This window comes from Streptomyces morookaense (assembly GCF_013030945.1).
Classification (GTDB): domain Bacteria; phylum Actinomycetota; class Actinomycetes; order Streptomycetales; family Streptomycetaceae; genus Streptomyces; species Streptomyces morookaensis.
Genome location: NZ_JABBXF010000136.1, coordinates 1 through 12,322 on the forward strand (window position 1 = coordinate 1; position 12,322 = coordinate 12,322).

A 12,322-nucleotide genomic window follows, 5' to 3' on the forward strand; every position below is an offset into this window, starting at 1 on the left:
TGCTCTACCAACTGAGCTACGTCCGCAATGCCTCCGACCGGCTCTCACCGGGCGGCGCGAACACCACTGTACCGGACTCCGAGGAGTGGTCGGTAAGCGATGAGAGCGGGTGACAGGAATCGCACACTGCGCCTCCCTCTTGGAAAGAGGGCGCTCTACTACTGAGCTACACCCGCATGTCCGTCCGACGCGGCCGCGGATGCGGCCGGTGAACGGTCAGAGCGGGTGACAGGAATCGCACACTGCGCCTCCCCCTTGGAAAGGGGGCGCTCTACTACTGAGCTACACCCGCATGACCTCCGAAGTGCCGCCCGGTTTCCCGGACTTGCCCCTCGGCGTTGATCCAGACTCTAGCTGATCACCGGGGGTGCTTGGCAAATCGGTGCCCGGCCGGGGGTCCGGCCGGGCGGGAGCGGGCGGGCGCCGCGGGGGCCGGGGGCGGTCAGGCCCCCTCGTTGAACGCCTCGTAGACCTTCTTGGGGATGCGCCCGCGGGGCGGCACGTCCATCCCGTGCGAGCGGGCCCAGGCGCGCACCGCCGCCGGGTCCGGGGCGACGGACGTGCGGCGGTAGACACGCCCCGACCGCGACTTCTTGCGGCCGGCCGCCACGTAAGGCGCCAGCAGCTTTCGCAGTTTCTTCGCATTGGCTGTGTTCAGGTCGATCTCGTACGACTTGCCGTCGAGCCCGAAGGCGACGGTCTCCGCGGCTTCCCCGCCCTCGATGTCGTCGGAGAGTGTGACCACTACGCGCTGCGCCACGGAAATCGGTCCTTTCGGCCGGTATCGCCGCGTTGACCTGCGGCGATGCTGGGGTTTCTATGGTTTGCCGACGTGTTCTCGGCCAATACATATTCATTTGTACAGCAAAGGGCATTGCGGGGTGAAGCCCAGTTAATTCCGTCCGGGCCGGGCGGTGCAATGAGAACCGGGTGACCGCCGGGCTTTTTTCCGGAATTTTTTCCCGGGTGTCGTCGGTGCTGACGCGAAAACACGCCGGATGGTTCCAGCATATCTATGCGCGTAGATTTTTCGGGGCGGTACTGTGGGCTCACCGCTTCAGCTCACGCACCACACACCGGGAGTGCCAGTGGCACGCGTCGTAGTCGACGTCATGCTCAAGCCGGAGATCCTCGACCCGCAGGGGCAGGCGGTGCAGCGCGCACTGCCACGCCTGGGCTTCGAGGGGATCGCCGACGTCCGTCAGGGCAAGCGCTTTGAACTCGAGGTGGAGGGTCCGGTCGACGACGCCGCCCTCGCCCGTATCCACGAGATGGCGGAAACGTTTCTCGCCAACACCGTGATCGAGGACTTCACCGTGCGGGTCGACTCGTGACCGCACGCGTAGGAGTCATCACCTTCCCCGGCACCCTCGACGACCGCGACACCCAGCGCGCCGTCCGGATCGCCGGCCTCGAGCCCGTGCCGCTGTGGCACCGCGACAAGGACCTCAAGCAGGTCGACGCCGTGGTCCTGCCCGGCGGCTTCTCCTACGGCGACTACCTGCGGGCGGGCGCCATCTCGCGCTTCTCGCCCGTGATGGAGTCCGTCATCGACCAGGCGAAGGCGGGCATGCCCGTCCTCGGCATCTGCAACGGCTTCCAGGTGCTCACCGAGACGCACCTGCTGCCCGGCGCGATGCTGCGCAACAACCACCTGCACTTCATCTGCCGCGACCAGAAGCTGCGGGTGGAGAACGCGCAGACGGCCTGGACCGCCGACTACGAGGCGGGCCAGGAGATCTCCGTCCCGCTGAAGAACATCGACGGCCGCTACGTCGCCGACGAGCGCACCCTCGACGAGCTGGAGGCCGAGGGCCGCGTCGCCTTCCGGTACCTCGACGGCAACCCGAACGGTTCGCTCCGCGACATCGCCGGCATCACCAACGCGGCGGGCAACGTCGTCGGCCTGATGCCGCACCCCGAGCACGCCGTGGAGCCGCTGATCGGCACCGGCCGCACGGACGGGCTCGGATTCTTCACCTCGCTCCTCAAGAAGCTGGTCAACGCATGAGCCTGGACACGGTCAAGCACGCGGCCGAAACCCCGGACACCGCCCAGCCCTGGGCCGAACTCGGCCTCAAGCAGGACGAGTACGAGCGCATCCGCGCGATCCTCGGCCGCCGGCCCACCGGCGCCGAGCTCGCGATGTACTCCGTGATGTGGTCCGAGCACTGCTCGTACAAGTCGAGCAAGGTGCACCTGCGCCAGTTCGGCGAGAAGGCCCCCGAGAACGACGCCCTCCTCGTCGGCATCGGCGAGAACGCCGGCGTCGTCGACGTCGGCCAGGGCTACGCGGTCACCTTCAAGGTCGAGTCGCACAACCACCCCTCCTACATCGAGCCCTACCAGGGCGCGGCCACCGGCGTGGGCGGCATCGTCCGCGACATCCTCGCCATGGGCGCCCGCCCGGTCGCCGTGATGGACCCGCTGCGCTTCGGCGCCGCCGACCACCCCGACACCAAGCGGGTGCTGCCCGGCGTCGTCGCGGGCATCGGCGGCTACGGCAACTGCCTGGGCCTGCCCAACATCGGCGGCGAGGTCGTCTTCGACTCCTGCTACCAGGGCAACCCGCTGGTCAACGCCCTGTGTGTGGGCGTGATGAAGCACGAGGACATCCACCTCGCGAAGGCCTCCGGAGCCGGCAACAAGGTCATCCTCTACGGCGCCCGCACGGGCGGCGACGGCATCGGCGGCGTGTCCGTCCTCGCCTCGGAGACCTTCGACTCGACCGGTCCGGCGAAGCGCCCGGCCGTCCAGGTCGGCGACCCCTTCCAGGAGAAGCTCCTCATCGAGTGCACCCTGGAGCTGTTCCGCGAGCACCTCGTCGAGGGCATCCAGGACCTCGGCGGCGCGGGCCTGTCCTGCGCCACCAGCGAGCTGGCCAGCGCCGGTTCGGGCGGCATGCGCGTCGAACTCGACCGCGTACCGCTGCGCGACGCGACCCTCTCGCCCGAGGAGATCCTCATGAGCGAGTCGCAGGAGCGCATGTGCGCGATCGTCGAGCCCGGCAAGGTCGCCCGCTTCCTGGAGATCTGCGAGAAGTGGGACGTCATCGCCACCGTCATCGGTGAAGTCACCGACGGCGAACGGCTGGAGATCTTCTGGCACGGCGAGCAGATCGTCGACGTCCCGCCGCGCACCGTCGCCCACGAGGGCCCGGTGTACGAGCGCCCGTACGCCCGTCCCGACTGGCAGGACGCGCTCCAGGCGGACGACGCGGCGAAGCTGCCGCGGCCGCAGACCCCGGAGGAGCTGCGCGCGCAGGTCCTGAAGGTGATCGCGTCCCCCAACCAGGCGTCCAAGTCCTGGGTGACCGACCAGTACGACCGCTTCGTGCAGGGCAACACGGTGCTGGCACAGCCGGAGGACTCCGGCATGGTCCGCATCGACGAGGAGACCGACCTCGGTGTCGCCGTCGCCACGGACGGCAACGGCCGCTACGCGAAGCTCGACCCGTACGCGGGTGCGCAGCTCGCGCTCGCGGAGTCGTACCGCAACGTCGCCGCGACCGGCGCCCGGCCGCTGGCCATCTCCAACTGCCTCAACTTCGGCTCGCCCGAGGACCCGGCGGTGATGTGGCAGTTCGCGGAGGCCACCCGCGGCCTGGCGGACGGCTGCCTGGAGCTGGGCACGCCGGTGACCGGCGGCAACGTCTCGCTGTACAACCAGACCGGTGACACGGCCATCCACCCCACCCCGGTGGTCGCGGTGCTCGGTGTCATCGACGATGTCAACCGCCGTACGCCGATGGCCTTCCGCGAGGAGGGCCAGCTGCTCTACCTGCTGGGCGACACCCGCGAGGAACTGGGCGGTTCGGCCTGGTCGCAGGTGGTCCACGACCACCTGGGCGGACTGCCGCCGAAGGTGGACCTGGCACGCGAGAGGCTGCTCGCCGAGATCCTCATCTCGGCCTCGCGCGACGGCATGATCGACGCGGCGCACGACCTGTCGGACGGCGGCCTGATCCAGGCCGTGACGGAGTCCTGCCTGCGCGGCGGCAAGGGCGCCCGCCTCGTCCTCCCGGACGGGACGGACCCGTTCGTGCAGCTCTTCTCCGAGTCCGCAGGCCGTGCCGTCGTCTCGGTCCCGCGCAGCGAGGAGCTCCGCTTCACGGACATGTGCGAGGCGAGGGGCCTGCCGGCGGTACGGATCGGCGTGGTGGACGGCGACTCCGTCGACGTCCAGGGCCAGTTCAGCCTCCCCCTGGAGGAGCTGCGCGAGGCGCACGAGGCGACGATTCCGGCACTGCTGGCGTAGTCGCCTGCGGCACAAGCGGGTTGGGGGTGCCGAACTGTGCACGGCGCCCCCGACCAGCCGTGCCCCATCGCTCCGGCACGGCTGCCGGGGATTGTCGGGGGCGGCCCCTACGCTGGGGCCATGCCTCCAACTCAGCGTGTCCGTAAATACGATTCCGCCAAGCTGGCGGCAGCCGTCACCGCGCAGCTGCAGCATGTGCGGACCGCCGTCGCCGGTCTCGGCGAGGGCCAACTCGCCCTGCCCACCCGCCTTCCGGGGTGGACGGTGCGCGAGCTCGTCACCCACATCCCTCTCACCGTCGGCGTCGTCAACCGCACCCTCGAAGCCCCGGCCGCGCCGGCCCGCGAGATGACCCCGGTGGAGTGGCCGTCCGCGACGGCGCAACTGGCGGCGCACGCCGACGAAGTGGCCCGGAAGACGGCCGCGGACACCAAGCCGCTCGACCTCCTCGACGGCATCGCAGCCCGCTTCGCCGAACTGACCGCCGTCGCACCCGCGGACCGCCTCCTGGCGGTCCGTTCCGGCGCCATGCGCCTGGACGACTTCCTGGTCACCCGCTGTGCCGAACTCGTCGTCCACACCGACGATCTCGCCGACGCCCTCGGCACGGAGATCCCCTTCGACCGCCAGGCCCTGGCGGCCACCACCCGCCTGCTCGCCGACACCCTGGCCGCCAGGGCCCCCGGCGGCTCCGTGGAGGTCCGTGTCCCGCCCTTCGCGGTGGTCCAGTGCATCGAGGGCCCCCGGCACACCCGCGGCACCCCGCCCAACGTCGTGGAGACCGACCCCCTGACCTGGATCCGCCTCGCCGCGGGGCGCGTTGCCTGGGCGGAAGCGGTGGCAGCAGCATCCGTCACTGCGAGTGGCGAACGGGCGGACATCTCCGAGCAACTCCCCCTGTTCGGCTGAGGAGATGACGCTGCCCGTGATGCGCTGTGCGCAATGCGTGGCTCAGCGTGGTGTGAGACATCCCGCCCGTCCCCGGTTCGGATGAACCTCGTCCCTGCCATAGACTCAAGGTGTGCCTCGTGGTGACGGACGACTCAACCACGACCTGCTCCCCGGCGAAAAGGGCCCCCAGGACGCATGCGGCGTCTTCGGTGTCTGGGCTCCGGGGGAAGAGGTCGCAAAACTCACCTATTTCGGGCTGTATGCGCTGCAGCACCGTGGACAGGAGTCCGCGGGCATCGCGGTGAGCAACGGCTCCCAGATCCTCGTTTTCAAGGACATGGGACTGGTGTCCCAGGTCTTCGACGAAACCTCTCTCGGCTCCCTCCAGGGCCATATCGCGGTCGGTCACGCCCGCTACTCCACCACCGGAGCCTCGGTGTGGGAGAACGCCCAGCCCACCTTCCGGGCCACGGCGAACGGCTCGATCGCGCTCGGCCACAACGGCAACCTGGTCAACACGGCCGAGCTCGCCGAGATGGTCGCCGCCCTGCCGCGGGAGAACGGCCGCGCCACCCAGGTGGCCGCGACCAACGACACCGACCTGGTCACGGCCCTGCTCGCGGGCCAGACCGACGACGACGGCAAGCCGCTGACCGTCGAGCAGGCGGCCACCAAGGTGCTGCCCGACGTCAAGGGCGCCTTCTCCCTCGTCTTCATGGACGAGCACACGCTGTACGCCGCGCGTGACCCGCAGGGCATCCGCCCGCTGGTGCTCGGCCGCCTGGAGCGCGGCTGGGTGGTGGCCTCCGAGACGGCCGCCCTGGACATCGTCGGCGCCAGCTTCGTGCGCGAGGTCGAGCCCGGTGAGCTCGTCGCCGTCGACGAGAACGGCGTGCGGAGCAGCCGCTTCGCGGAGGCCCGTCCCAAGGGCTGCATCTTCGAGTACGTCTACCTCGCCCGTCCCGACACCGACATCGCCGGCCGGAACGTGTACCTCTCCCGTGTGGAGATGGGCCGCCGGCTCGCCGCCGAGGCCCCGGCCGACGCCGATCTGGTGATAGCGACCCCGGAGTCCGGGACCCCGGCCGCCGTGGGCTACGCCGAGGCGAGCGGCATCCCGTACGGCTCGGGCCTGGTGAAGAACAGCTACGTCGGCCGGACCTTCATCCAGCCCTCGCAGACCATCCGCCAGCTCGGCATCCGCCTCAAGCTCAACCCGCTCAAGGAAGTCATCCGCGGCAAGCGCCTGGTGGTCGTCGACGACTCGATCGTCCGCGGCAACACCCAGCGCGCCCTGGTCCGGATGCTCCGCGAGGCCGGTGCGGCCGAGGTCCACATCCGGATCTCGTCCCCGCCGATCAAGTGGCCGTGCTTCTTCGGCATCGACTTCGCGACCCGCGCCGAGCTGATCGCCAACGGCATGACCGTGGAGGAGATCGGCAAGTCGCTCGGTGCGGACTCGCTGGCCTACATCTCCCTGGACGGCATGGTCGAGGCGACGACGATCGCCAAGCCGAACCTCTGCCGCGCCTGCTTCGACGGCGAGTACCCGATGGAGCTGCCCGACCCCGAGCGGCTCGGCAAGCACCTCCTGGAGACCGAGCTGGCCGGCGGCCACGACGCCGCCGACGCCCTGCGCCGCCCGTAGCGCTCCGCAGCCCCGCAGTATCGAACGACACGAAAGTTCCCAGCAATGTCTGAGACCACCGGTGCCAGCTACGCAAGCGCGGGCGTCGACATCGAGGCGGGCGACCGCGCCGTCGAACTGATGAAGCAGTGGGTGAAGAAGGCCACCCGCCCCGAGGTCGTCGGCGGCCTCGGCGGCTTCGCCGGCCTCTTCGACGCCTCGGCCCTCAAGGGGTACGAGCGCCCGCTGCTCGCCTCCGCCACCGACGGCGTGGGCACCAAGGTCGACATCGCCCGGCGCATGGGCGTGTACGACACCATCGGCCACGACCTGGTCGGCATGGTCGTGGACGACCTGGTCGTCTGCGGCGCCGAGCCGCTGTTCATGACCGACTACATCTGCGTCGGCAAGGTCCACCCCGACCGGGTCGCCTCGATCGTCAAGGGCATCGCCGAGGGCTGCGTCCTCGCGGGCTGCGCCCTGGTCGGCGGCGAGACCGCCGAACACCCCGGCCTGCTGGGCCCGGACGAGTTCGACGTGGCCGGCGCGGGCACGGGCGTGGTCGAGGCGGACCGGCTGCTGGGTGCCGAGCGCATCCGCGAGGGTGACGCCGTCATCGCGATGGCCTCCTCCGGACTTCACTCGAACGGGTACTCACTGGTCCGCCATGTGCTCTTCGACCGGGCCGGCTGGGAGCTGGACCGGGAGGTCCCGGAGTTCGGCCGCACCCTCGGCGAGGAGCTGCTGGAGCCGACCCGGATCTACTCGCTCGACTGCCTGGCCCTGACCCGGACGGCCGAGGTGCACGCCTTCTCGCACATCACGGGCGGCGGACTCGCCAACAACCTGGCCCGGGTGATCCCGGACGGCCTGCACGCGACCGTCGACCGGTCGACCTGGACACCGGACGCGGTCTTCGACGTGGTCGGCAGGCTCGGTGGGGTCGAGCGGCCGGAGCTGGAGAAGACCCTGAACATGGGCGTCGGCATGATCGCCGTCGTCCCGCAGGAATCGGTGGACGTGGCACTGGCCACGTTCGCGGACCGCGATGTCGACGCGTGGGTGGCGGGCGAGATCGTGGACCGCGGGGACCACGAGGAAGCGGTGACCCTGACGGGTGAGTACGCGAGCTGACGAGTCCCGTAGCCCCGTGCCCCGTAGGGGCGCCGGGGGCACCTCCCCCAGCGATAGCCGGGGGAGGAACTGCGCGACCAGCCACAGCGGACCCGCACCCGAAGGACAGCACAGACCCGGCCCGAGGCGGATGGCCCCGGACCGGGTCTGTGAGGAATGTCAGCGCGTCAAGCGCGGCGACGATAGACGGACTGATCGGACGACGCGCTGTGCTCGTCCTCGTCCTCTTCGTCGTTGTAACGCGCCGCGTACTGCGCGTACGGGTCGTCGTCCAGCTCGTCCTCGAGCGGCTCGCTCTGCGGCGGCTGCTTCGACGGCTGCGTTGCGCCCAGCTCATTGGCCAGACGCGAGAGGTCGGTCCCGCCGCTGTTGTACTTCAGCTGGCGGGCGACCTTTGTCTGCTTGGCCTTGGCCCGGCCGCGCCCCATGGCTCGACCCCCTCATTGACGGGGCTCGACGGCCCCAGAGTCTTGACACGCGTTCACGTTCATGAGTCAGAGCGGACCCCTGGGATAGGTGTCCGGCCTGTAGGGCTTCAACGGTACCTGCTTCCGCGGCCATACGGTACGTCGCCCGCATGACGTGCCACGCAGCACAACCGGCGAGGCGCCCTGTCCCCGCTGGTCAGCTGCGATTTTAACGTGTCCTGGGCGCCGACCCGCCGAGAGGTGAGAGGGATCTCTCCTTTCCCACCTCCCGGCGGCCTTCTGTGGGGACCCCTGTGCGGGCACCGTTCACCCGGTCGGGCTAGCGGTGCTCGGCCTGGCGGGGAACAGAGGCGCGTGCCTCGGCCATGCGCTGCTCGGCGAGCCGGTCCGCCGCGGCGGCCGGCGGGATGCCGTCGGCCTGTGCCCGGTCGAATATCGCCAACGTCGTGTCGAAAATCATCGTCGCCTTGGCCTTGGCGCGGTCGAAATCGAAGCCGTGCAGCTCGTCCGCGACCTGGATCACGCCACCGGCGTTCACCACGTAGTCCGGCGCGTAGAGGATCCCGCGGTCGGCGAGGTCCTTCTCGACGCCCGGATGGGCGAGCTGGTTGTTGGCGGCGCCGCAGACCACGGTGGCGGTCAGGGCGGCCACGGTGGCGTCGTCGAGCGCGCCGCCCAGGGCGCAGGGGGCATAGACGTCGAGCGGCGTGCGGACCAGCGCGTCCGCGTCCGCGACGGCGGTGACCTGCGGGTGGCGGGCGGTGATGCGCGCGACCGCGTCCGCCCGGACGTCGGTGACCACGACCTCCGCGCCGTCCGTGATCAAGTGCTCGACCAAGTGATGGCCGACCTTGCCGACGCCGGCGATGCCGACCCGGCGCCCGCGCAGCGTGGGCTCGCCCCACTGCGTCTGCGCGGCGGCCCGCATGCCCTGGAAGACGCCGAAGGCGGTCAGCACGGACGAGTCGCCGCAGCCGCCGTTCTCGGGAGAGCGGCCGGTGGTCCAGCGGTTCGTGCGGGCCACCACGTCCATGTCCTGGACGTAGGTGCCGACGTCGCACGCGGTGACGTAACGCCCACCGAGCGAGGCCACGAAGCGGCCGTAGGCGAGCAGCAGCTGTTCGGTCTTGATCTGTTCGGGATCACCGATGATCACGGCCTTGCCGCCGCCGTGCTCGAGCCCTGCCATGGCGTTCTTGTACGACATGCCGCGTGACAGGTTGAGCGCGTCCTGCACGGCCTCCTCCTCGGAGGCGTACGGGTAGAAGCGGGTGCCGCCGAGGGCGGGGCCCAGGGCGGTGGAGTGGAGGGCGATGACGGCCTTGAGGCCGGTCTCGCGGTCCTGGCAGAGCACGACCTGCTCATGACCGCCCTGGTCGGACGTGAACAGGCTGTGCAGGACGCCGTCGGCGGCGCCGGGAAGAGGACGTACGTCAGCCACGGTGGTGACTCCATATGTCGCGTCGGTCGCCCTCCTCGGGGTGGCGGAGGGCCGGTTGGCACGAGGGTAGGGCCTGGCAGGCCCGTGGACCGGTCCCGTGCCGAGGATCACCCTCCCGTGGTCCGGCGCCGTGGGACGATTTGGACCGTATGGGGAGGGCGCCCGTCAACTCCCCCTTCTCCAGCGGCTTGAGGGAGCGAGCGTGGGCCTGGCGTCGTCGGTGACCGTCCCGTACGCGGCATACCTGCGGGTCTACGAGCCGCTGGGCGCTTTCCCCGAACCGGAGCGCTCGCACTGGGCCCGCTACGCCCGCCGGACGGCTCTGCCCTCCGCCCAGGACGAACTGCGCCGCTCGCTGGCCGATTTGCTGCCCACCCCGCCCGTACCGGTCCCGGTGCACGAGAGCGGGGACGCCTTTGTGGCGGTCGTGGACGGCGTCGTCTGCGTCTGCCCCTGGCGCACCCGGCTGCGCGGCTGGCTGGCGCTGGAGGATCTCGCGGCGCGGCTGCCGGCGCCGGTGCTGGACGCGGCGCTGCCCCCGGTGGTCCGCCGCCAGGCGCAGGCGGACTACGAGCGCTGGCAGGAGCGCAACCCGGACGCCCGCCCGTGGATCCGCACCGCGACGTGGCAGGTGCCGCTGCGCTGGTTCGTCCTCTTCTCGGGGGAGGAGCGGGAGTACGGCAAGGGCGAGCCGGGCGGCGAGGAGGTCGTGCTCCGCTACCGCACCCCTATGGTCCAGGCCCGGCGCCGGGTCGCCCGGGGGCTGCGCACGCTCCGGGACACCATCGAGGAGGGGCCGCTCATCGACGGCCTGGTAGATGTGGGGCGGTGGCTGGAGGAATTCCATCCGCGGTCGCTGGTCGAGCTGGACTACGGCGGGCTGGTGCATATGGTTCCGGAGGCACACCTCGCCGAGGACCGCTCCGCGGCGGACACCGAGGAGGGGCTGGCGGCGCTGCGGGCGGGAGACGGGGCGCGGGCCGGAGAGGCCTACGAGCGGCTGACGGAGCGTTGGCGGGCCGTGCGGGACCGCCAGTTCGCCAACTGAACGGGATCGGGACCGCGGGTCTGGCAGGGTGTCCCCAGGACCTAGGTCCCGATCCGGGCCATTGCGGCAACCGTGACCTAACGCACTTTCGTCAGGTCTTGCGCCCATCGCCCATCGCCGTGGCAAAATAGGACAAGGAGTCCGGGAAGGGCTCCTTCCGTCCAACTAAGGGCGGATAGATCGGTATTGCACTCCTTGGCGGGTCTGGTGACCCCTGATCCCGCTGTGACTGATCGTCACGGTGGCGTGACTGTCCGCTATGGCACGGTCGGTCGGCTTCCGTCGAGGTTGAACACCTGAGAGGGCAATTCCATCGGTTTGGCCGACGTGGCTGGACAGATGGTGTAGTTGTAGTGCCGAGGACAAGCCGTTCGTCCTATAACCGACTCGGCCCGCGTCCGCCATTTCGGGCAACGCGGGTCAAGGTGCAGAATTTAGAGGAAAGAACCGACGTGATGGTTCGGTTCTCCCGAGGAGGCCGCTCATGACCGCTCGCACCCCTGATGCCGAGCCGCTGCTGACCCCGGCTGAGGTTGCCACGATGTTCCGCGTGGACCCCAAGACGGTCACCCGTTGGGCCAAGGCAGGCAAGCTCACGTCCATCCGCACGCTCGGAGGACACCGGCGCTACCGCGAAGCGGAGGTCCGCGCCCTGCTGGCGGGCATTCCGCAGCAGCGCAGCGAGGCCTGAACAACTGAAATGAACGGGTGTTGACCGGGGCCCCCAACCCGGACGCCGCCCACTCAGGCACCACAGCTTCACCAAGCAGCAAAACGACGAGGGCGCCTGCCCCAACAGGTTCCCTGCCCACCGACTTGGGCGAGTCGTCGATCGCGCTGGGCTCCGCCGGGCCCAGCGCGATCTTTTTATGCCGTCACCCTTGCCGTCGTACGGCCTCTGCAGGGCAGTGCAATTGCACATATTAAATTGACTGGTTGTCCGGAGGGTGCGAGTTCCCCATCCGTGGGAACTCTTTACGTGACTCCCATCACAGCGCAGGTTTCTTGAATGCGCCGTGCTGCTGCGGTAGTGAAGCCCGACTGCCGCGGGAGCGGCCGCCGTTGGCCGCGGTGCCGGCGGTCAGGAAGCGTTCTGCTCCGGCACCGCGTCGGCCGCCTCCTGGGCGAGCCGCAGGAGGCGGTGACAGACCGGGCAGTGTCTGGTCAGATGGCGATAGCCCGACGCGGCCGCGAGATGGGCGCGCAGCAGCGCCCGCGTCTCATGCCGAGCGGCGTCGGTGCGGATGGTCGTGGGCATGGGGGCAGCACCTCCCACTGACTGGGTACCCCTGGCACGTGTCCCAGTCAAGGTTGAGTTGCAAGCCCATGTGCAAGAAGGCCCGGATCCAATGGATCCGGGCCTTCAACTCATGCGGTCCTGACGGGATTTGAACCCGCGGCCTCCACCTTGACAGGGTGGCGAGCACTCCAAACTGCTCCACAGGACCTTGCTGCACTTTCCGCTCTCGCGGCGTTGCGTGAACGACTCTACAGCA

Annotated in this window: 12 protein-coding genes and 3 tRNA genes; 8 read left to right on the top strand and 7 right to left on the bottom strand. The window is 69.9% G+C overall.

Translation table 11 applies throughout. From position 1 onward, the window contains the following. Positions 1 to 104: 104 nt before the first annotated feature. The 3 genes from HG542_RS33100 to HG542_RS33110 form a co-directional block, all read right to left on the bottom strand. Positions 105 to 176: transfer RNA gene (locus HG542_RS33100), tRNA-Gly, on the bottom strand. Between the two features lie 44 nt (positions 177 to 220). Further along, a tRNA-Gly gene (locus HG542_RS33105) sits at positions 221 to 292 on the bottom strand. Between the two features lie 150 nt (positions 293 to 442). Beyond that, the gene (locus HG542_RS33110; protein ID WP_171088072.1) at positions 443 to 760 is read right to left on the bottom strand and encodes a histone-like nucleoid-structuring protein Lsr2; all 318 of its coding nucleotides are present in this window, start codon (positions 758 to 760) and stop codon (positions 443 to 445) included. Positions 761 to 1,088: 328 nt separating this feature from the next. Here HG542_RS33110 and purS point away from each other — a divergent pair, with 328 nt between their 5' ends. From purS to purM, 6 genes are all read left to right on the top strand, one after another. Beyond that, positions 1,089 to 1,334 carry a phosphoribosylformylglycinamidine synthase subunit PurS gene (purS, locus tag HG542_RS33115; protein ID WP_006604673.1) on the top strand — a complete coding sequence of 82 codons (246 nt, stop codon included), beginning with the start codon at positions 1,089 to 1,091 and terminating at the stop codon, positions 1,332 to 1,334. Beyond that, on the top strand, positions 1,331 to 2,011 hold the full coding sequence (gene purQ / locus HG542_RS33120) for a phosphoribosylformylglycinamidine synthase subunit PurQ (protein WP_171088075.1): 681 nt from the start codon (positions 1,331 to 1,333) through the stop codon (positions 2,009 to 2,011). Before purS ends, purQ begins: the two co-directional genes overlap by 4 nt. Further along, positions 2,008 to 4,257 (top strand): phosphoribosylformylglycinamidine synthase subunit PurL, encoded by a 2,250-nt coding sequence (gene purL, locus HG542_RS33125; protein ID WP_171088077.1) that lies wholly within the window; start codon positions 2,008 to 2,010, stop codon positions 4,255 to 4,257. Before purQ ends, purL begins: the two co-directional genes overlap by 4 nt. 120 nt (positions 4,258 to 4,377) lie before the next feature. Continuing rightward, positions 4,378 to 5,166: a maleylpyruvate isomerase family mycothiol-dependent enzyme gene (locus tag HG542_RS33130; RefSeq protein ID WP_171088078.1), complete on the top strand. Its 789-nt coding sequence runs from the start codon at positions 4,378 to 4,380 to the stop codon at positions 5,164 to 5,166. A gap of 112 nt (positions 5,167 to 5,278) precedes the next feature. Then, positions 5,279 to 6,796, top strand: coding sequence for an amidophosphoribosyltransferase (gene purF / locus HG542_RS33135; protein ID WP_171088080.1), 1,518 nt, complete (start codon positions 5,279 to 5,281; stop codon positions 6,794 to 6,796). 45 nt (positions 6,797 to 6,841) lie between these two features. Next, positions 6,842 to 7,909: a phosphoribosylformylglycinamidine cyclo-ligase gene (gene purM, locus HG542_RS33140; RefSeq protein ID WP_171088081.1), complete on the top strand. Its 1,068-nt coding sequence runs from the start codon at positions 6,842 to 6,844 to the stop codon at positions 7,907 to 7,909. Positions 7,910 to 8,076: 167 nt separating this feature from the next. On the opposite strand, the gene HG542_RS33145 is transcribed toward purM, so the two are convergent. Together HG542_RS33145 and HG542_RS33150 are read right to left on the bottom strand one after the other, a co-directional pair. Continuing rightward, complete coding sequence (locus HG542_RS33145; RefSeq protein ID WP_171088083.1) at positions 8,077 to 8,337, bottom strand: DUF3073 domain-containing protein; 261 nt, start codon at positions 8,335 to 8,337, stop codon at positions 8,077 to 8,079. 319 nt (positions 8,338 to 8,656) lie between these two features. Beyond that, positions 8,657 to 9,778: a Leu/Phe/Val dehydrogenase gene (locus HG542_RS33150; protein WP_171088085.1), complete on the bottom strand. Its 1,122-nt coding sequence runs from the start codon at positions 9,776 to 9,778 to the stop codon at positions 8,657 to 8,659. 202 nt (positions 9,779 to 9,980) lie between these two features. Here HG542_RS33150 and HG542_RS33155 point away from each other — a divergent pair, with 202 nt between their 5' ends. Both HG542_RS33155 and bldC read left to right on the top strand, forming a co-directional pair. After that, positions 9,981 to 10,826: a DUF8083 family protein gene (locus HG542_RS33155; RefSeq protein WP_171088087.1), complete on the top strand. Its 846-nt coding sequence runs from the start codon at positions 9,981 to 9,983 to the stop codon at positions 10,824 to 10,826. A gap of 484 nt (positions 10,827 to 11,310) precedes the next feature. Next, on the top strand, positions 11,311 to 11,517 hold the full coding sequence (gene bldC, locus HG542_RS33160) for a developmental transcriptional regulator BldC (RefSeq protein WP_003949541.1): 207 nt from the start codon (positions 11,311 to 11,313) through the stop codon (positions 11,515 to 11,517). A 390-nt stretch (positions 11,518 to 11,907) separates the two neighbouring features. Here the strand turns inward: bldC and HG542_RS33165 are convergent, their stop codons facing one another. Beyond that, entirely contained in the window at positions 11,908 to 12,084 is a 177-nt protein-coding gene (locus tag HG542_RS33165; protein WP_171088089.1) for a DUF6274 family protein, read from the bottom strand. Positions 12,085 to 12,199: 115 nt separating this feature from the next. Beyond that, positions 12,200 to 12,274 (bottom strand) — tRNA-Asp (locus HG542_RS33170). Positions 12,275 to 12,322: the final 48 nt, after the last annotated feature.

Excerpts from the sequence above, each read along its gene's own strand:
- purL (WP_171088077.1), top strand. The coding sequence starts at position 2,008 with ATGAGCCTGGACACGGTCAAGCACGCGGCCGAAACCCCGGACACCGCC.
- purM (WP_171088081.1), top strand. The coding sequence starts at position 6,842 with ATGTCTGAGACCACCGGTGCCAGCTACGCAAGCGCGGGCGTCGACATC.
- bldC (WP_003949541.1), top strand. The coding sequence starts at position 11,311 with ATGACCGCTCGCACCCCTGATGCCGAGCCGCTGCTGACCCCGGCTGAG.
- HG542_RS33165 (WP_171088089.1), bottom strand. The coding sequence starts at position 12,084 with ATGCCCACGACCATCCGCACCGACGCCGCTCGGCATGAGACGCGGGCG.
- HG542_RS33145 (WP_171088083.1), bottom strand. The coding sequence starts at position 8,337 with ATGGGGCGCGGCCGGGCCAAGGCCAAGCAGACAAAGGTCGCCCGCCAG.
- HG542_RS33130 (WP_171088078.1), top strand. The coding sequence starts at position 4,378 with ATGCCTCCAACTCAGCGTGTCCGTAAATACGATTCCGCCAAGCTGGCG.